Consider the following 17821-nt stretch of genomic DNA (forward strand, 5'->3'; position numbering starts at 1 on the left):
GTCTATTTTGATTGCCGCAGCCCAAGCCGCGGTGCAGAACCGATAATATCTGAAGATTTGATGAAGGCAAGAACTGGCTTGTAAAGCTGAGTTCTTGCCTTTTTGAATGTTAAAGACCAAGCCGTTTCAACTGAATACCATGAGGAATGGTACCCGAATGATAAAGAGAGTGGTGATAGGGAGCAAATAGTTGTTTTTATCTATCCCATATTATGGTATAGTTTAAATATCCTGATTCGAGCAAACAAGCATTATCAAAATATTGTTAATCAAGATAAAAGATCTAGAAAATGAGGTTTGGAATGATGGACGAGTTAGTACAGAAATTCATTGCAGTGGTTGTATCCTTCCCAGAGATTGAACTGGCTTACTGGTTTGGATCACGCGCCCAAGGAAAAGGGACACCCCTGAGTGATTGGGATTTTGCTGTAAAATATAATAAGGAAATGACATGGAAAGAACAATTGAATATTCGTTCCTCGTTTGCGGACTGTCTTAAAACAGATGCTGTTGATCTGGTGGACTGGGATTATTCTCCACTATCTTTACGCTACTCTATCGTCCAGGAGGGAATCTTAATCCTTTGCCGTGACGAGAATCTAAGGGTGGAATTGGAAACAAAGACACGTTCTCGCTATTGGGATTTTGAACCCTATTTACGAGAATACCAGGAAGCATTTTTTCGTCGCGTAACGGAAAGGGGATTGTAAATGGTTAATCGCACAAAGGTGGAACGGCAGTTGGAGCTAATCAAAGAATATCTGGATTTCTTACAAGAAATTCGATCGCTCACAGAAGAAGAGTTTGCCGCATCCAAAAGGAATTTTCATAGCGCAGAACGTTGTTTGCAGTTAGCCATTGAATGTTTAATTAATATCGGAAACCATATTATTTCCGATCAAGGTTTGCGCGCTCCAAAGGATTATGCAGATATTTTTAGAATTCTGGCGGAGAACAGTATTTTATTAACAGAGGATGCCTTGACACTCAAACAAATGGTGCAGTTTCGAAACCGGCTCGTTCATGTGTATTGGGATATTGAACCAAAATTTTTATGGCAGATTATTCAGGAGGAGTTAGAAGATATTGAACGGTGTGCGCAGGACTTGGCAAGATTTGCGCAAAACCACTAATCAGGTGGATTTCGTAATGGAAACCGACTCCGATGGGTCGGTTTGATCGTCTCAACCTTTTATTGGAGATAAAATGGGTGAGAACGGAAAAGAAATTGCTGCCTAGGTTCAATCTAGAGGGGGCCAAACAATGAGCGATGTTCATAACATCCGACAAAGGACTGAAAAGGAAGAACAAGAACGCCTATCACCTTATGCGGCAAAAAGTGGGGAAGCGAATCGCGAGCACTGGGAAGAAGAATGTCCGATCCGCACAAAATTTCAACGGGATCGTGATCGAATTCTGCACAGTAAGCCCTTTCGTCGCCTTAAACATAAAACCCAAGTATATATTGCTCCATCGGGAGATCATTACAGAACTCGTATGACCCATAGTTTGGAAGTCTCTCAAATATGTCGTACTATCGCCCGGGGACTACAACTAAATGAAGATCTTATAGAAGCGATAGCGTTAGGCCATGATGTCGGTCACACCCCGTTCGGGCATGTCGGAGAAGAGGCTTTGAGACGGATTATCACCCACTTTGAACATAATGAGCAGTCCATTCGTATTGTAAAAGTTCTTGCTAATGAGGGGCGTGGATTAAACCTGACAGAGCCTGTTCTCGATGGGATATTACATCACACTGGAGACGGAGTTCCCAAGGCGCTAGAGGGGCAGATTGTAAAAACCGGGGATCGAATTGCCTATCTCTGTCATGATTACGACGATGCCTTGCGAGCGGGCTTACTGATCCGAAGTGATTTGCCGGAGACCGTCAGGAGGACGCTTGGAGAGAAACCAAGTGATATGATTACCACAATGGTGGTTGACATGATAGAGGCATCCATCGGGCAATGTCGCATTCAACAGTCGGCAGAGGTCAGAGGTGCAATGCAGGAATTCCGGCAATTTATGTTTGCCAGGGTCTATAATAACCCTAAATTACGTGAAGAACGTCGTAAAGGTCAATACATAATACAGGCTCTTTTCGAATATTACAGTCAGGATATATCGAAACTTCCTGAGAACTTTTTGGTTTGGGCTCATGGAAACGAAGTTCAAGCGGTTGTGGATTATATATCGGGACTAACAGATAATTATGCTATTGATCTATTCGAGCGACTGTTTGTTCCACGGCAAAAGTGATTTAATTGATCTAAAACAATGAAAAAGTGGTTGAGCGACTAGTCTGCTCAACCACTTTTTGTCAATAAGTCATTTATAAAGTATAAGTTTCGGGCAACAGAAGTAAACTAAGGCTAGGGCCAAGTTTTAGCTTCTTTGAGCCTTTTGAAATACTATTTGGGCATTATCAAGCTGGTATTAGGTTTGAGGGGCAGACTTGTGTCTAGATTTCCCAGAATTCCATCTAGTTTTTTCCCCTCCAAGAGAAATTGGACGCTTTGAATGGTTGGTAGGGTCGTCAATGTGTTTACGATACTGTACATAGTCATTAGCTCACCAGATGACCCTCCGTGAAAGTTCTTTTGGAATTCCTTTGAAAGATTAAGGGTTGCAACGCCGTCTGCGCTCACAGACGCGCTAAGAAGCGTTGTCCCCTGAGGAAGGGGTTTTTCCAATCCAGAAGGGGGAGTTAACAGTTCCTTGAACATCGCTTTGATAACTTCCTGATCAGTCACCACGACGGTTCGATTCGTCGCAACTAATCCCGTAGCCTCAGCATTAGGGAAATAAAGTGTCAGTTTCACGGATTGCGGACTAGTGCTCTCAGGGTTATTCACTACAGGAGGGGTTGTTGTCGCAGGGGTTGTGGTTGTGGAATTATCCGAAGGCTTAACAGCTTGAGTTTGGGTTTTGGCCGCATTACAGCCAGTCAGGAAGACTCCTGCAAGTAACATGGTAACAATCACTACGATGAACGTTTTAAAGGTGCGTCGATACTTAAAGTACATAAGGTATTCACCTTCCTCGTAAGGTTCTTTATTTATACTAGATAGAATATTAGTAGGGTCTATGTATCCGTTTTTCATATAAGTGACTTGAGTTTGTTACTTATATACTAACATGGTTTTCAGATGTGGGAAAGGGCTAGTCAGGGATTCTTAGCTTTCATGAAAAGGATAACCCAAAATTTAGTATAAATAATTGTCGAAGAAAGCAGGTATTACCATTGAAAAGGGAGAATTAATAACATTGTACGATGGAATTTCTCCTCTTCCTAAAAACTGATTTGTGGATTAATGGTTTAAAAAGAGGATTTTATGAATTTTCGGCGAAGGATTGTATAAGCCCAGGGTTGACAAACTATATAAACTGTGGCAGGGAATCGAAAGGCGATAAACGTGGACAACAGAAGTCATGAAGAATTTATTCCAGAAGAGGTCATCGAGGAAGTGCGTCAGCGCACGGATATCGTAGAAGTTATATCTGACTATGTGAGCTTGCAGCGTAAGGGGAAAAACTATTTGGGGCTTTGCCCTTTTCATTCAGAAAAGACGCCGAGTTTTACCGTGACCCCTGAGAAACAGATGTTTTATTGTTTTGGGTGCAACGTTGGGGGGAACATGTTTTCCTTTCTTATGAAGCTGGAGAATTGGTCTTTTCTGGAGAGTGTTCAAAATTTAGCATACCGATGCGGCGTGCAACTGCCAGAGAAAGAATTGTCTTCCCGCGAACGTGAAGAAAGTAGACTCCGACGGCGCTCTGAACAAATTCATGAATGGGCGGCAAGCTACTTCAATAACTTACTGCTGATGTTGCCTGAGGGAGAACCAGGACGTCTTTACTTTGAAAAGCGTGGGATGGACCTTGAGACGATAAAAAGCTTTCGTTTGGGTTATGCTCCAGAGCGATGGGACGGATTATTGGTTTATATGCAGGAACGTGGTGTTCAGCCACAAGAATTAGCGGAAGCAGGGTTAGCCTTGGAACGGGGGACGCCGGGGAAAGGGGGACAATATTATGATCGTTTTCGCAACCGTGTCCTCTTTAGTATATTAGACCGTCGCAACCATCCTATTGCGTTTGGCGGCCGAGTTCTGGATGATTCGCTTCCTAAATATCTAAATTCTCCTGAGACTCATTTTTTCAACAAGGGTCATCACCTCTATGGAATGCATCGTGCGCACCAAGGAATCCGTGAACAAGGTTACGCTCTCTTGGTTGAGGGTTATATGGATGTCATTGCGCTTCAAAATGCTGGATTTCCGAATGCCGTTGCCTCCTTAGGGACGGCTTTGACAAGGGATCAGGCAAAGGTTTTGAAACGATATACTCAGCGTGTTGTCCTCCTCTATGATTCCGATGAAGCAGGAATCCAGGCTGCCTTACGAGGGGGAGAAATTCTGCGTGATGCAGGAATGCGCGTGGATATCTTAACCTTAATCGGGTCAAAGGATCCTGATGAGTATTTGAAAACCCACGGTGTGGAAGAGTTTAATAAAGCTCTAAAGCAGGCATTAACCTACGTTGAGTTCAAATATCGGATCCTGGTCCGTGAAGCACCCCCACAAAGCATTCCAGAAAAGGCGGAACTAGTCATTAAACTTGCCCCAGATATCTTGAAAGTTATCAGCCCCGTTGAACGGGAAGGGTATGAGCGCTTTTTGAGTTTGGAACTCGGGCTTACTTTAGAAGCCGTACAACGCGAGATTTCAAGCCAAGAGCAGAATAAATCTAAAAAAGTGCGCGTACAAGAATATTCTCCACTAAAACAGGTTAGTTCTGGGAAAAATAGAGATAATATTATTAATGGCATTATATGTAAGGATAACGCGGAAGAATTATTGCCAGTAGTCTATTTGGGGGTTTATCGAGCAGAGCGCATGCTTCTGCGTATGTTGCTGGAAGATATTTCACATTTGCCTAAAATTAAGGCCAAGCTGGGAGTATCCTTTTGGAGAGTTCCAGAGCATCAAAAAATCTTCAATTATCTCGATCAGGATGGTGGATTGCCCGCGAATAGCGACGAAACGGTTCAGAGCCGGTTGGCTAGCTTACTCCTGGAAGAGTTAGATATATCTCAAACTGAGCGACTTTTAGATGATTGTATTAAGGGGATTCTCTCGACTCAAGCAGATGAACGAGTAGAAGATCTTCAAGCACGCATGGCAACTTTAGAAAAATCCGGTGACATGGCAGGGGCCATGACTCTGTTGAAAGAGATAGGAGAGCGGTTGAAACGTGGCAAATAGTAAGGTAAAAGGCACCCAAAAGAAAAGTCCGAGGGAAGGTGGGGGTCAGATGAGCGATGAACAAAAAATGGAAAGCGTCCAAGCCCTCATTCAGAAAGGCAAAAAGAAGGGATCCTTAACATACCGCGAGATTATGGATGCTCTCCAAGGTGTTGAACTTTCCCCCGATCAAATTGATGATGTATATCAACAACTTGGGCGAATGGGAATAGATGTGGTGCCAGAACCTGAAGATGTAGAGCGGGAAGCCTTGAAAAAGGGCAAGGATGATGACGATCTGGTAGATGAGCCAGACGAAGATGTAGAGGAAGAAGCGGAAGTAGATCTTTCCGTGCCTGAAGGCGTAGGAATTGACGATCCCGTGCGCATGTATCTTAAGGAAATTGGGCGAGTTCCCCTGCTCTCGGCTGAAGAGGAAATTCAACTAGCGATACGTATGGAGGCTGGCGACGAGGAAGCTAAACGACGTTTGGCTGAAGCCAATTTGCGTCTTGTGGTTAGTATTGCGAAACGCTATGTTGGACGAGGTATGCTTTTCTTAGATCTGATTCAGGAAGGAAACCTTGGCCTCATTAAAGCTGTTGAAAAGTTTGACTATATTAAAGGGTTTAAGTTTAGTACGTATGCCACCTGGTGGATCCGTCAAGCGATTACCCGTGCCATTGCAGACCAGGCCCGGACAATCCGGATCCCAGTTCATATGGTAGAAACCATTAACAAGCTCATCCGCGTTTCAAGACAACTCTTGCAGGAACTGGGACGGGAACCGGCACCTGAGGAAATTGCTACAGTTATGGATATTCCGGTCGAACGTGTACGGGAGATCATGAAGATTGCCCAAGAGCCCGTTTCACTAGAAACCCCCATCGGAGAAGAGGAAGACTCCCATCTAGGAGATTTTATCCCAGATGAGGATGCCCCAGCACCGGCAGAGGCTGCTTCGTTCATTCTCTTAAAAGAGCAATTAGAAGAAGTTCTAGAAACATTAACCCCGCGCGAAGAGAAGGTACTTAGGCTGCGCTTTGGCCTTGACGATGGACGAACCCGGACCTTGGAAGAAGTAGGACAGGAATTTGGTGTCACTCGAGAACGGATTCGACAGATTGAAGCCAAGGCATTACGGAAGTTGCGTCATCCGAGTCGGAGTAAGAAGTTAAAGGATTATTTGGAGTAAAAGACGGCAACGTTTGCTACTCTGAAAAATACTAAAAGATAATATCGAAAAAGACTTGACTATAAGCTCAGAATTTCGTATAATAATCCGTGCAAAGGACATTCCTCGATAGCTCAATGGTGGAGCAACCGGCTGTTAACCGGTAGGTTGTAGGTTCGAGTCCTACTCGGGGAGCCAATTTTTTGCATAAGTATAATACGGGCCCATAGCTCAGCGGTAGAGCCCCCCGCTCATAACGGGTTGGTCCTAGGTTCGAATCCCAGTGGGCCCACCACTTCAAATGTCAGTGTTTGATTGCCAAAGGTCAGAAAATAGAAGACCGAAGCTAATTTTTGAGAAGGAACTTAAAAGATGTAGCTATTCCAAAGGGCATATCGAACATCTAATTAGGGCGATTAGCTCAGCGGTAGAGCGCATCCTTCACACGGATGAGGCCACTGGTTCGAGACCAGTATCGCCCACCAAATAAAGTAAGATTTGGCTAATGAAAATGCTGAAAGTCTTGGTACAAACGGATATTGTAAAATTGTGAGACTGAACGACAAAATAGTTAAATATTCACTTATAATTGTAAGTATCCGTAAGTAGTCGGTCAAGATTCGGTCAGGCAGTCATTATGAATAAGCTGATACCTCATTGATTTGTCAATGAGGTATTTTTATATACCTGTGATTATTTTAATAGAAGAACTGTTGTAGATGGGATACTTATTATTGCAACACAAATTGCAGAGGCTCTAGACGGCCCTCTGGGCCTTTTGAGGAGCTAGAGACGGAGGAAGAGGTCACAGTCGCAGAACGTATTTGTTGTGCAATTTTGGGGCATCGAGAATGGATTTGTGTCACACCAGGATTTCCCTTAATCAACTGGCTACCAAAATGAACCGTGCCGTCCGTCATTGTCGATTGAATTTGTGACACGCAAATGGAATTTTCACCTCGGTTTTGTTTAAGGGAACGTTTAAGCGTTAAGAATGTAGATATGCCTGCTGATAACCTGTGATGCGATACAAATGCCTTGCTGTATGATTGACCATTCAATAATATGCATTTAATGAGCTTATCCTTTATCTGACGGAGGAACTCGTGAAGAGATTCATCAAGAATTTGTTTAAATTCCTTATTTATACATCTGTGTTTCTATGTATTGGTTGGTTTGGAGTAAAATATTACTTTACTCATGTCAACAGAATTGCCGATCAGGTGCGTAGTGACGTGCTCACTCATGTACAAACCCATCATAGCCAGTTTCTAACGTACAACGATATACCGGAAATATATCGAGATGCCATAATCTCAACTGAGGATCGCAGTTTTTTCACAAACAGAGGAATAGATTTAAGAGGAACTTTACGTGCAGTGTCTGTGGACATTGGCAGTGGGCAGGCCCGTCAAGGTGGCTCTACAATCACGCAACAGTTGATTCATAACACACTTTTAAGTAATATGTCAAAATCATTGACGTGGAAATTACTTGAGAGTATCTATGCCATAGGGGTGTATGACTCGATGAGTAAGCAAGAAACATTCGCGTTCTACACCAATGTCATTTACTTCGGACATGGGGCTAACGGATTGTACCAAGCGGCAGAGACATACTTTGGAAAACCTCCATCGGAACTGAACGCAGGAGAACTGACAATGCTAGCTGGCCTTCCGAATGCGCCAAGTAACTATGACCCATATCACAACATGAAACTTGCCCGTGAGCGACAACATATTGTCGTACAAAGTATGGTTGATAACGGAGAAATTAGTGAATCTCAGGCGAAGAAGATTATCAGCGAACCTATTGCGGGTAAAATAGAATAAAGAAAAGCTATTAGAAAAACTTAATCTAGATTTCAGTAAATGAGTCTATTTTGCTCTAATGATGTAATAAATCGCAATGCAAGCCAAGGCGTAAAAATTAATGTTAACTACCTTATATATTGTCTTTTATGGGCAAAAATTAAGGCCTCAGCTTGACCGGCTGGGGTCTTTAATGTAATTGAAAAGAATACGTTAACAAATGCCTTTTTCCTTGAATAGTATGGTTCGGAAACTAGGATTTCTATGTTCAAGGGGGAGGCACTAATGCATATAGTTTCGGCACTCTTTTTAGGTCTTGCCGCTAACCTGGATAACCTTGGGGTAGGTATTAGTTATGGAGTTAAAAAAATACGTGTTCCCTTTCTCTCCAATTTCTTCATAGCCTTATTATCGGGTGTAGTTGTAGCCATTTCCGTCTTAACAGGGCATCTTCTTAGTCGATATATTGCGGTAGCAGGTGAGATAGGGGCCTTAATAATTGTCGCCATAGGATTTTGGGTAATAGCACATAAGACATCAACAAGTGATTGTTTACCAGCTGCTATTCCAGTTATGAAGACCTACTCTGTTCCAATCAAGGCGTTGAATTGTGTTGTCCAAATCACTAAAGAACCTTCTGTCGCCGATTTTGACGCTAATGGTTTCATCTCGACCAAAGAAGCCATGGTTTTAGGCTTGACGTTATCGTTTAACTGTATTGCTACTGGGGTTGGGGCTGGACTTACAGGAATGGACCCTCTTTCATCAGGTATTTCAGTCTTTATCTTCAGTATGATTTCAATTAGCGTGGGATACTTGATCGGTTGGAAAACTGCTTCCGACCGATTTGAACAATTCGCCCAAGTGATTTCAGGAGTGGTACTTATTATAATCGGTATTTATGAACTTCTTAACTAGAAGTTGTTATTTTCAACTATGAGTATTAACATAGATTCTTAACGTCTAACCATCCATAGAGGTCTACATACCTTAAAGTAATCATCACAGAAGTTTTTCAAGATGAGAGAGGATATAGCTTCTCAAAAAGTGAACACCCCAATCAAGGGGTGTTTCTGTTTCTAGTAATAGAAAAATAGTGTTTATGTGACACTTTGTTATTGCAAGTTAACCTCCATTTTATTGACTAGTTTATTGTCCTTAAAGGCCAGGAACACTTCTCCAGCGGATGGAGATTTCACGTGACATAAATAGGTTGCGGTATAATCTTTGCTTCCCTTTATACCGCTTTCTGTGACGACTTCACCAGTGCCTCCCAACAAGCCTTTAACTTTTTCATAGGTATCACCGTATTTTAGCTGGTTGTACTTAGCTTTACTAATGGTTAGTGTATTGCTTTTCTCAGTGGCTTTAGCTGATGTTGTTTTACCGGATTCAGATACTTTTTGGCTCGAGGTTAGAGTTTGATTGTTTGTATCTTTAGGAGTAACTGGAACCGATGGAATTGTTTTATCGGCTGAAGAGTTCGTATCTAGTGTGTTAGGTGCAGCAGCCGTAGAAGTCGATTGTTTTGAAAGCCCTGTTGTTAACTTGCTACAGCCGATAAGAGCCATGCTTAAGCCTAGGAGTAGAGTAATTAAAACTAGCCAGTGTTTTTGAACTGATACTTTAGCACGCAATAAAATTCACTCCCCTTATATAATATATCCATATATTACCATATAAGGAACTGCGTACTAGCTTTTCGACAATATCCCTTATACTAATTCTAATTAACAATAGATAAATATAGGAGAGTTTATTTTACGAATAAAATTAAGAAATAGTCAAAACTGATATAGACCGCCGTTCGGCTAGATTAATTTGGGCCCTAAATAGAATACAACGATAAAAAATGATGTATGAAGAGTAAACCTCCTAGTGTAGATTTATAACCTACGTAGGAGGTTTACTCTTTAAAATTTGAAGATAATCTGTTGGAATTATTCTGAATCAAGCGGTTCAGTTAAAATAAGTTATCTATGCACTAACTTGTTTTTGCTTTAAACATTTTAAGTTGTTTTTAAGAAAAAGATGATAAGTTGTAGGGTATACCGCATAGTATAAGTATAGCAATGATGAAGGAGTAGAAAGTTGAACTTTTTCGAAAGTGTTCTGGTCTCTCTTTGAGCTTTGCGAGTGAACAAACTAAGGTCGGCAGCTTAACAACCCTGACTATTGCTGATGTCGCCAAGATTCTAAAATGTTACTATAGAACCATTTGTGACTATCGTAATAAATATTTTTAACCCAACTTGAGGAGAAACGGCGATAATGGATTTGCGTAGATTAATAGTAGAGTTCACTTTTTTGTTAATTGTAGCTTATATAATTATTCCAAATATTGTATTGCGTTGTGGAGGGATCGGTTGTTGGAAAAGGCAAAACGCCTTAGGTGTTGCAATTACGTTTGATGATGGGCCTCACCCGGAATATACCCCTAAAGTTTTAGAAATTCTTGAGCGGTACAAGGTACCGGCGACCTTTTTCGTTGTCGGAGAAAATGCCGCCACTTATCCTGAATTGATTAAGGAAATTCAGGGCCATGGGCATCAACTTGGTATACACTGCCAACAACATATTTGTTCCTGGTTTCTAAATCCATGGGCAACTTGGAGGAAGTGGGACGAAGGTGTTGCCACATTGGAACGGTTAACCGGGCAAAAGGTGGAATGGATTCGTCCACCTTGGGGGGTCTTTAACATGGCACTTTGGCTATGGTTGAAATACCGTAAAAAGAAAGTGGTTCTCTGGAATGTAGAGGGTTACGACTGGCTCGCTCAACGAAGTCCAGAGCAAATCACAAAACGGGTTTTGAAAAAAACAACAGTAGGCTCCATAGTATTGTTACACGATGCCGGGGGTCAGCCAGGAGCACCGGCAAATACCATTTGTGCTCTAGAAAGCATTTGCCGAAGGGTTGCAGTCGAGAAAAAGTTGCCTTTTGTTAGCCTGGATTTGCCATTGAAGAATTCACAAAGCAACAAATGGACAACCTAATGATAAAGCCGTATAATAAAGTTGTTGTTCAGCCTCCAAAAAGGGGCGTAAAATTCAGAAAAACACAATTTCATTCAACTAATTAAATAAAGCGGTTTAAAAGTCGGTCACATTAACTAAAAACTGCACCACAAGGGTTCTAGGGTGGGTGATACACCTTCGAGACCAGTATCGCCCACCAAATAATGCAAACAATGGACTGTGGCAAAATAAGCCGTAGTCCATTTTGTGTTTTCGGCAGATAGACCTATCCTGAGCACTAGTTTTTTGGCCATAATAAAGTATAGGGTTAGATCATTATATATGAGGTGAAACCTATGAAAGTATCAATAACACTCGGACCACGCTTGCAGACAGTCGCAGCATTTGTTCCAGAGGGTGCCAAGCTGGGGGACATAGGGACTGACCATGCGTACCTGCCCATAGTCCTCTATGAGACCCAGCGGATATCAAAAGCGGTCGCAGTAGATGTTCATGAAGGACCGTATCAATCCGCTTTGAATGCCGTAAAAAGTCGAGATTTAGCCGCGGTGATTGATGTGCGATTTGGTGATGGCTTGATCCCGCTCGAACGCGGTGAAGTCGATGTCTTGACACTCGCCGGGATGGGAGGAAAAACCATGCTGGATATCCTTTCTTCTCGACCGGACGTCCTGGAGAACGTGACAGATCTCATTCTTCAACCGCAAGGCGCGGAGGGGGCTGTACGTTTGGCGTTACTAGAGAATGGGTGGCGCCTTAAGGCAGAGCGGTTAGTCGAAGAAGAGGACCGTATCTATGTCGTCATGGCTTTTTCGAGGAACGAAGGATGGGATAAAGTCGAACTGGTGAAGAAAGTGCAAGCTTGGAAACAGCGCTTACAGCTTCTCTTAGAGAAAGAGAGCATGATGACGGGGATCCTAGCATCTGAGTTTCCAAGCTTAGTTTATAGGCTTGTGTGGCATTTTGGGCCTCTTGTCTTGGAAGAGCGAACAGACCTCTTGCGAGCCCATCTGAACGAATACAGTGGCATGCTATCAAGGCGTCTTGAGCAGATGAAAAAGTCTCATAGTCCAGAGATAGAGGCCAAACTTAGAGAGGTCCGCGATGAGTTGGTCTTTGTGGAGGGTTTAAGAATATGGCAGTGACAGTTGGCTTAGTGGCCCAAATCATAGAACAGATAGCACCAAAATCATGGGCTGAGGATTGGGATAATGTCGGGTTGCTCGTCGGAAGCGGATCCGCCCCTATAGAACGCATTCTCCTTGCTTTAGATGGAACGTTAGAAGTGGTTGAAGAAGCCAAAGCTTTTGGAGCACAGCTCATTGTGGCACATCACCCTATCATCTTTCGCCCGCTAAAAAACTTGAGAGCGGATAATGCTGCAGCCCAAGTCCCGCTTCGACTTCTGCAGCATGGGATTGGATATTACGCTGCCCACACGAATTTAGATCAGTCCATCGTTTCTTCAAGCCAAGCCCTTGGCGAGGTCTTAGGACTGAAAAAAATGAAGACTTTTGAGGAAGGAGTCGAGCCACGTGGGTATGGGGTAAGCGGGTATCTAGAGCATCCTGAAAAGCTAGGAATTCTTTGGAAGAGCTTTTTGAGCAAACTACGCTCGTCAGATATTTATGCCCAGCCCTATGACCTAGCGGGTGTTCGACTTGCTGGAGAGTTAGAGAGAGTAGTACGTAAAGTGGTGATTGTCAATGGGAGTGGAAGCCGTTTTGTATCGAAGGCGTTGTTCAAAGGTGCAGACCTACTAATTACAGGGGATGTTGACCATCATACAGTCCTCGACGCACTTGAGGGAGGGATGGCTGTGGGCGATCTCGGACACTTTCTTACCGAGGCACCCATGCTTAAAGCAATGTATCATTACTTATCCACTGAGAAATCCCTACAGGGAATTGAAATTCGCGTGAGTTCGATCAATCGTTCGCCTTGGCAACTATGAATATTTGAAAATCCCGTATCAATTCAAGGATAATACATAACTTTGTATGCGTATTATCCTTGAATTAAGGGTTGGCAAACTTATCCCTTAAGCTATTGGTCTCATGGATCAAAGACATTAAACTCGTTATTTCTCCTTGATAGTTCAATTTTGTTTAATAAATTAGTATAATCGAGAAAAGTTTCTTTGTGAAAGTGGGCATTAGTGCTTGACAATATAATGTCGAATATTGTACTATAAATATGCGAAGAATAGTCAAAAAATTGAGTGTTTAAGAAGATTCTAATTCTCAAGCGTATTCTTTAGGTGTTTCGTTTCGTCTTAGACCTTAGTTAGGAATAAAGTTGAAGAGAGGAGAGTGATTAACATGATGATAAGCCGAACGGAAACTTTACGCATTGAGCGTGAAAAGGTTTTAACAAACTTAGCGGAAAATAATGGAAGCCGCGTAAAGTGGTTAACTGCGTTGATGGACATTGATGATGAAATGGAACAAATGGCAGAAAAAGAGATAAAAGCTAATTAACCAATACTCTCCATTTGACCAAAGTGCTTTTTTCTAGTAAGATAATCAAGCGAAGCCAACTAGATGATCGCGGGGGTAAGGACCGAAAGGTCGCCTCTGAGGAAAGTCCGAGCTCCATAGGGCAAGGTGCTGGGTAACGCCCAGTGGGGGAAACCCCAAGGAAAGTGCAACAGAGAGATACCGCCTAATACTCCGCTTGAGTGTTAGGTAAGGGTGGAAAGGCGAGGTAAGAGCTCACCGGCAGTCAGGTGACTGACTGGCCATGTAAACCCCACCTGGAGCAAGACTGAATAGGGGAACTTTGAACGGCCCGTTTTTGTTCCCGGGTAAGGTCGCTAGAGGCCGTCGGTAACGGCGGTTCGAGATAGATGATCATCACCTCCATACGGAGGAACAGAACTCGGCTTATAGGTTGACTTCGCATTATTTTCTGGGTTATAGGAAACTAGGGTTGTATAATAATGCAGCCCTAGTTTTTTAAGTCACCTGTATATTATCTAGGCCATTCATGTTGATTCGCCGCAGAAAGGGCAACCGTTGAGGTTGTCCTTTCTTATCTTTTGGGTTTAAACCTCTAGTGCTATTTCTGAGCGATTGAGCATAGTTCAAAGCACTCAGTTCCTCCGGACTCAGTTCAATGTCTAAAACCCCTCTAACCGGAGGTTGAGATTCTTTATCCTGGGCAAAATCGGTAAACACAACGCTTCCCGTTAAATCGGGCATTCCATTCCCCATATATGGCTGGACTCCTGTAAGTGCAGTTCCTCCAAACTTATTGGGTCGGGAGTCTTTATGAAAATAACTAGTTAGAGGCTGAAGACGCCGCACTGAAGTTTTTACTGTGTCGTTGCAATAAGCAATTGTTTTCTCATCTAAAGTCGGATTTCTAATAGCACCAAATTAAGGTTGGGGAATCTGATGAAAACAATGCTTTATTTCGATAATTATGGAGGCGATAATATGCCACACAATAGAGGGAGGATCATGTTTAGGAGTGAGAGCTTTTCTTAGTTTTGAGTTTGGGGTAGATAAAACATGAGCGGGGGTAAACCCCGCTCTTTTTCGATCAGCGTACTTTTTAAAAAGGCATACGAGGTGTGAACTGCATACGGTTTGCTAGATCGGCAGGAGAGTTGATTCCCTTTTTAGCTAGGAAACGTTGCATCCCCAGGGGCATGTTTTGGGCTGGGTTAAGAAAATTCGCGTTTTCTTCTGCTCCAGGAACGAAACCTTCTGCAGGGGCTCCGTTTGGATTTAAGAAACGATTTCTTCCAAATAACATAGTTTTGCCACTCCTCCCCTATCTTACTAATACTTTCCATAATACACAATATTCGAATGTTACGATAATGGAACAAAATGGAATAGGTTATTAGGGTTTGGTTCAACAAGGAGGATGGGGGAAGTTTCCCGGTGAAAAAACGGATGAAGAGGTAACGAAGATCGTTGAAATGGTCCTTCATGGGAGTCAGCGGATGGAGAGCTGATCAAACATTACATAGGTATCAACAAATTTATAAGGGATCTACTTTAGAGAAAAAAAGAAATAACTAAAATATGAAAATACCCCCTATGCACTTTGCATTGTTTGTAAAGTGCTGGGGGGTATTGTTGATCTTTAGTGGACCCGATACAGTCGTTGTCACGTCACCCTCGAATTTCCATAAGAATATAATAGTCCTATAAGAAACGGAGAGCATTCAGTATGTTTGAAATACCTTCGAGACATTTTTTCCGTTACTACGAAATCCTTTCCGTGCTCATCCGACATGGCTTGGGTTATATGCTGTTCTCTGGGAATCTTAGGTCAATGCAGGAGGAAAACTTAGTACTTGTTGGAGTGCATCTAAGAAATGCCTGCGCGGAACTTGGTCCAGCTTTTGTAAAAGTAGGACAATTAGCGAGTACACGATCGGATCTTCTTCCACAACCCATTGTTCAAGAATTAGCGAAGCTCCAAGACCGGGTTCAGCCACTTTCCTTTGAGGTAGTGCGCCGAGTGGCTGAAGAATCCTTACAGTCTCGCCTAGAGTCAGCCTATCATGAATTTGATCCTGTCCCTCTGGCGGCAGCGTCGATTGGGCAAGTCCATCAGGCTGTTCTGCACAATGGAGAAAGAGTGGCCGTGAAAGTGCAGCGTCCACACCTTCGTGAGACTGTTCAAACTGATTTGGAAATATTTGAGATCTTTGTCGATCAAATTGAACAGAGAACGCAGTGGGGAAGACGCTATCCTCTTCGCATACTGCTTGAGGAGTTTTCCAATACGATTAAGGGAGAACTGGATTTTGTAAATGAGGGGCGAAATGCCGAGAAACTAGCCAAAGTGTGCATAAGGGATCCCTATATTCTAATACCGAAGATTTACTGGGAATTTACGCAGCCCTCAGTGTTAACTATGGAGTATATTTCAGGGATTCCGTTACATCAAATTATAGGTTCTCAAGAGACCTCTTATGATGTTCATCGGATCGCCGATCGCTTAAGCAAAGTACTTCTCCAACAAATCCTTCTGGGGGACTGTTTTCACGGCGATCCTCATCCTGGCAATATTTTGATTTTACCTGAGGAAAAAATTGCCTTGCTTGATTTCGGGATAACAGGACATCTAACCCGTACCATGAGGGGTCAGATTTTGTCACTAATGTCAGCACTGATCCGAGGAAATAATGCTTTGATTTTGGAGACGATTTCGCAAATGGGAATTGTATCTGAGCAGGTTGACAAGCTGGCCTTCAAAACGGATATTTCTGCCTTACGTCATAAACATTTAAAAGGACCCTCGAAGAAACCGAAACTTACCATGGGTGAATCTATTCAGGACTTTTTTAATATCATCTTTCGCCATGGAATTTATATTCCTTCTGAATTCATCCTCGTAGGTAAATCCTTGATAACCCTTGAGGGAATTCTTAATGAGTTGGATCCTACTTTAAGCCTGGTTGAACAAGCCAAGTTCTATAGCCGAAGGCTTATCTGTTGGAAGTTTGATCTGATGAATTTATGGGAAAGAATTTTGGGAACGAGGTAGACTGACACGACTGTCTTACCAATATAATACAGTAGCATAAAGATAAGGAAAAATATAGAATCCTGTTTTTTACAGGGCTTATTTTATGGGTGGTGAACCTCCATGGATGTGTTTGAATTCACCGATACTTTAGGGACGTATGATTGCTGTCTTCTCAATAACAATATCCACTATTTTAGCAGCGATAAGCGTGAAAGGCAGGGAGGAAATGATCGAGGTTAAAGAACTGACTAAAGTTTACCGCGAAGGGCGTGGAATTTGGAACATTAGCTTTCAGATCGAGCCCGGAACAGCGTTCGGATTTCTCGGTCCGAATGGAGCAGGGAAGACTACGACCATCCGTCTTTTAATGGGATTTTTAAAGCCGGATTCGGGACTCATAACGATCAATGGACATGATTGTTGGCAAGAAAAGACGGAGGTGAAGAAGATCGTCAGTTACCTTCCGGGTGAACTTCACTTCATTGAAAACTTAACAGGGACTGAGTTTTTAGACTTAATCGCGGGAATGCATGGCGATTATCCTCGCATAAAGAAGAATCAAGATTATTTTGTGAGTGCCCTCGACTTAGACTTAAGAATACTCATTCGGAAGATGTCCAAAGGGACGAAGCAGAAGTTGGGGATAATTTCGGCCTTAATGTTGGATGCCATGGTGCTCGTCCTTGATGAACCGTCATCAGGACTGGATCCCTTAATGCAAAAAGTGTTGGTCGATTTAATCCTAGAGGAAAAGAAAAAGGGGAAAACTTTATTTATGTCTTCCCACCAATTCGCGGAGATTGAACGCACGTGTGAGCAGGTTGGCATTATTCGAGAAGGGAAACTTCTAGCGGTTCAAAGTATTTCTCAGCTTAGAGAAGCTGAATATCAGACGTTCGAAATTGAAGTTGAAAGTGAGGATGCCGAGCTTCTAAAGCAGAGTCAGTTAAATTTTACCCCAATTCAGGGAGGACGTTTCGTCATCCGTGTAGCGGGTGAACTGGATAATCTATGGCTTGCTCTCGCTCAAGTTCGGGTCAAACGCTTTAGGCAACGTTCTCTGGAGTTAGAAGAAGCTTTTATGGATTTTTACCGGTAGTCGTTGTGTTTGACAG

At 42.7% G+C, this 17821-nt stretch carries 18 protein-coding genes, 3 tRNA genes and 1 other RNA gene; 17 read left to right on the forward strand and 5 right to left on the reverse strand.

The window, feature by feature from the left end; translation table 11 throughout:
* Nucleotides 1-302: 302 nt before the first annotated feature.
* The 3 genes from E4K68_RS10260 to E4K68_RS10270 all read left to right on the forward strand — a co-directional run bounded on the left by E4K68_RS10260 (nucleotide 303) and on the right by E4K68_RS10270 (nucleotide 2262).
* Nucleotides 303-710, forward strand: coding sequence for a nucleotidyltransferase domain-containing protein (locus E4K68_RS10260; RefSeq protein ID WP_135378840.1), 408 nt, complete (start codon nucleotides 303-305; stop codon nucleotides 708-710).
* Nucleotides 711-1133, forward strand: coding sequence for a DUF86 domain-containing protein (locus E4K68_RS10265; protein WP_135378841.1), 423 nt, complete (start codon nucleotides 711-713; stop codon nucleotides 1131-1133). It begins immediately after the preceding gene.
* Nucleotides 1134-1263: 130 nt separating this feature from the next.
* Nucleotides 1264-2262 (forward strand): deoxyguanosinetriphosphate triphosphohydrolase, encoded by a 999-nt coding sequence (locus E4K68_RS10270; protein ID WP_135378842.1) that lies wholly within the window; start codon nucleotides 1264-1266, stop codon nucleotides 2260-2262.
* Nucleotides 2263-2414: 152 nt separating this feature from the next.
* On the opposite strand, the gene E4K68_RS10275 is transcribed toward E4K68_RS10270, so the two are convergent.
* Nucleotides 2415-3029 carry a GerMN domain-containing protein gene (locus E4K68_RS10275; RefSeq protein WP_135378843.1) on the reverse strand — a complete coding sequence of 205 codons (615 nt, stop codon included), beginning with the start codon at nucleotides 3027-3029 and terminating at the stop codon, nucleotides 2415-2417.
* 390 nt (nucleotides 3030-3419) lie between these two features.
* Between E4K68_RS10275 and dnaG the strand changes: the two genes are divergently transcribed.
* From dnaG to E4K68_RS10300, 5 genes are all read left to right on the forward strand, one after another.
* Complete coding sequence (gene dnaG / locus E4K68_RS10280; protein WP_135378844.1) at nucleotides 3420-5270, forward strand: DNA primase; 1851 nt, start codon at nucleotides 3420-3422, stop codon at nucleotides 5268-5270.
* Nucleotides 5271-5319: 49 nt separating this feature from the next.
* Complete coding sequence (rpoD, locus tag E4K68_RS10285; protein ID WP_199241742.1) at nucleotides 5320-6444, forward strand: RNA polymerase sigma factor RpoD; 1125 nt, start codon at nucleotides 5320-5322, stop codon at nucleotides 6442-6444.
* 102 nt (nucleotides 6445-6546) lie between these two features.
* Nucleotides 6547-6621 (forward strand) — tRNA-Asn (locus tag E4K68_RS10290).
* 22 nt (nucleotides 6622-6643) lie between these two features.
* A tRNA-Ile gene (locus E4K68_RS10295) sits at nucleotides 6644-6718 on the forward strand.
* A gap of 115 nt (nucleotides 6719-6833) precedes the next feature.
* Nucleotides 6834-6908, forward strand: a tRNA-Val gene (locus tag E4K68_RS10300).
* A gap of 246 nt (nucleotides 6909-7154) precedes the next feature.
* Here the strand turns inward: E4K68_RS10300 and E4K68_RS20810 are convergent.
* Nucleotides 7155-7364: a hypothetical protein gene (locus tag E4K68_RS20810; RefSeq protein ID WP_135378846.1), complete on the reverse strand. Its 210-nt coding sequence runs from the start codon at nucleotides 7362-7364 to the stop codon at nucleotides 7155-7157.
* 186 nt (nucleotides 7365-7550) lie between these two features.
* Between E4K68_RS20810 and E4K68_RS10310 the strand changes: the two genes are divergently transcribed.
* Both E4K68_RS10310 and ytaF read left to right on the forward strand, forming a co-directional pair.
* A complete protein-coding gene (locus E4K68_RS10310) occupies nucleotides 7551-8255 on the forward strand; it encodes a biosynthetic peptidoglycan transglycosylase (RefSeq protein ID WP_243450332.1) in 705 nt (234 codons plus the stop codon).
* Between the two features lie 264 nt (nucleotides 8256-8519).
* Nucleotides 8520-9152 (forward strand): sporulation membrane protein YtaF, encoded by a 633-nt coding sequence (gene ytaF, locus E4K68_RS10315; protein WP_158291405.1) that lies wholly within the window; start codon nucleotides 8520-8522, stop codon nucleotides 9150-9152.
* A gap of 197 nt (nucleotides 9153-9349) precedes the next feature.
* On the opposite strand, the gene E4K68_RS10320 is transcribed toward ytaF, so the two are convergent.
* Complete coding sequence (locus E4K68_RS10320) at nucleotides 9350-9871, reverse strand: DUF3862 domain-containing protein (RefSeq protein ID WP_135378849.1); 522 nt, start codon at nucleotides 9869-9871, stop codon at nucleotides 9350-9352.
* 634 nt (nucleotides 9872-10505) lie between these two features.
* Here E4K68_RS10320 and E4K68_RS10325 point away from each other — a divergent pair.
* From E4K68_RS10325 to rnpB, 5 genes are all read left to right on the forward strand, one after another.
* Nucleotides 10506-11231 (forward strand): polysaccharide deacetylase family protein, encoded by a 726-nt coding sequence (locus E4K68_RS10325; protein WP_135378850.1) that lies wholly within the window; start codon nucleotides 10506-10508, stop codon nucleotides 11229-11231.
* Between the two features lie 317 nt (nucleotides 11232-11548).
* Nucleotides 11549-12358, forward strand: a complete 810-nt coding sequence (locus E4K68_RS10330) for a class I SAM-dependent methyltransferase (protein ID WP_135378851.1) — start codon at nucleotides 11549-11551, stop codon at nucleotides 12356-12358.
* Nucleotides 12349-13167 (forward strand): Nif3-like dinuclear metal center hexameric protein, encoded by an 819-nt coding sequence (locus E4K68_RS10335; protein WP_135378852.1) that lies wholly within the window; start codon nucleotides 12349-12351, stop codon nucleotides 13165-13167. Before E4K68_RS10330 ends, E4K68_RS10335 begins: the two co-directional genes overlap by 10 nt.
* A gap of 367 nt (nucleotides 13168-13534) precedes the next feature.
* Entirely contained in the window at nucleotides 13535-13693 is a 159-nt protein-coding gene (locus E4K68_RS20355) for a hypothetical protein (RefSeq protein ID WP_158291406.1), read from the forward strand.
* 51 nt (nucleotides 13694-13744) lie between these two features.
* Nucleotides 13745-14117, forward strand: an RNA gene (gene rnpB / locus E4K68_RS10340) — RNase P RNA component class A.
* 53 nt (nucleotides 14118-14170) lie between these two features.
* On the opposite strand, the gene E4K68_RS21645 is transcribed toward rnpB, so the two are convergent.
* Both E4K68_RS21645 and E4K68_RS10350 read right to left on the reverse strand, forming a co-directional pair.
* Nucleotides 14171-14428, reverse strand: coding sequence for a hypothetical protein (locus tag E4K68_RS21645; protein ID WP_243450333.1), 258 nt, complete (start codon nucleotides 14426-14428; stop codon nucleotides 14171-14173).
* Between the two features lie 343 nt (nucleotides 14429-14771).
* Nucleotides 14772-14975: a hypothetical protein gene (locus E4K68_RS10350; protein ID WP_135378853.1), complete on the reverse strand. Its 204-nt coding sequence runs from the start codon at nucleotides 14973-14975 to the stop codon at nucleotides 14772-14774.
* A gap of 423 nt (nucleotides 14976-15398) precedes the next feature.
* Between E4K68_RS10350 and E4K68_RS10355 the strand changes: the two genes are divergently transcribed.
* Together E4K68_RS10355 and E4K68_RS10360 are read left to right on the forward strand one after the other, a co-directional pair.
* The gene (locus E4K68_RS10355) at nucleotides 15399-16724 is read left to right on the forward strand and encodes an AarF/UbiB family protein (RefSeq protein WP_135378854.1); all 1326 of its coding nucleotides are present in this window, start codon (nucleotides 15399-15401) and stop codon (nucleotides 16722-16724) included.
* Nucleotides 16725-16932: 208 nt separating this feature from the next.
* A complete protein-coding gene (locus tag E4K68_RS10360) occupies nucleotides 16933-17805 on the forward strand; it encodes an ABC transporter ATP-binding protein (RefSeq protein ID WP_135378855.1) in 873 nt (290 codons plus the stop codon).
* Nucleotides 17806-17821 lie beyond the last annotated feature (16 nt).

Source organism: Desulfosporosinus sp. Sb-LF, assembly GCF_004766055.1.
In the GTDB taxonomy this organism is placed as follows: domain Bacteria; phylum Bacillota; class Desulfitobacteriia; order Desulfitobacteriales; family Desulfitobacteriaceae; genus Desulfosporosinus.

Coding starts and splice junctions, on each gene's coding strand:
- E4K68_RS10260 (WP_135378840.1), top strand. CDS start 303: ATGATGGACGAGTTAGTACAGAAATTCATTGCAGTGGTTGTATCCTTC.
- E4K68_RS10265 (WP_135378841.1), top strand. CDS start 711: ATGGTTAATCGCACAAAGGTGGAACGGCAGTTGGAGCTAATCAAAGAA.
- E4K68_RS10270 (WP_135378842.1), top strand. CDS start 1,264: ATGAGCGATGTTCATAACATCCGACAAAGGACTGAAAAGGAAGAACAA.
- E4K68_RS10275 (WP_135378843.1), bottom strand. CDS start 3,029: ATGTACTTTAAGTATCGACGCACCTTTAAAACGTTCATCGTAGTGATT.
- rpoD (WP_199241742.1), top strand. CDS start 5,320: ATGAGCGATGAACAAAAAATGGAAAGCGTCCAAGCCCTCATTCAGAAA.
- ytaF (WP_158291405.1), top strand. CDS start 8,520: ATGCATATAGTTTCGGCACTCTTTTTAGGTCTTGCCGCTAACCTGGAT.
- E4K68_RS10325 (WP_135378850.1), top strand. CDS start 10,506: ATGGATTTGCGTAGATTAATAGTAGAGTTCACTTTTTTGTTAATTGTA.
- E4K68_RS10330 (WP_135378851.1), top strand. CDS start 11,549: ATGAAAGTATCAATAACACTCGGACCACGCTTGCAGACAGTCGCAGCA.
- E4K68_RS10335 (WP_135378852.1), top strand. CDS start 12,349: ATGGCAGTGACAGTTGGCTTAGTGGCCCAAATCATAGAACAGATAGCA.
- E4K68_RS20355 (WP_158291406.1), top strand. CDS start 13,535: ATGATGATAAGCCGAACGGAAACTTTACGCATTGAGCGTGAAAAGGTT.
- E4K68_RS21645 (WP_243450333.1), bottom strand. CDS start 14,428: ATGGGGAATGGAATGCCCGATTTAACGGGAAGCGTTGTGTTTACCGAT.
- E4K68_RS10350 (WP_135378853.1), bottom strand. CDS start 14,975: ATGTTATTTGGAAGAAATCGTTTCTTAAATCCAAACGGAGCCCCTGCA.
- E4K68_RS10355 (WP_135378854.1), top strand. CDS start 15,399: ATGTTTGAAATACCTTCGAGACATTTTTTCCGTTACTACGAAATCCTT.
- E4K68_RS10360 (WP_135378855.1), top strand. CDS start 16,933: ATGATCGAGGTTAAAGAACTGACTAAAGTTTACCGCGAAGGGCGTGGA.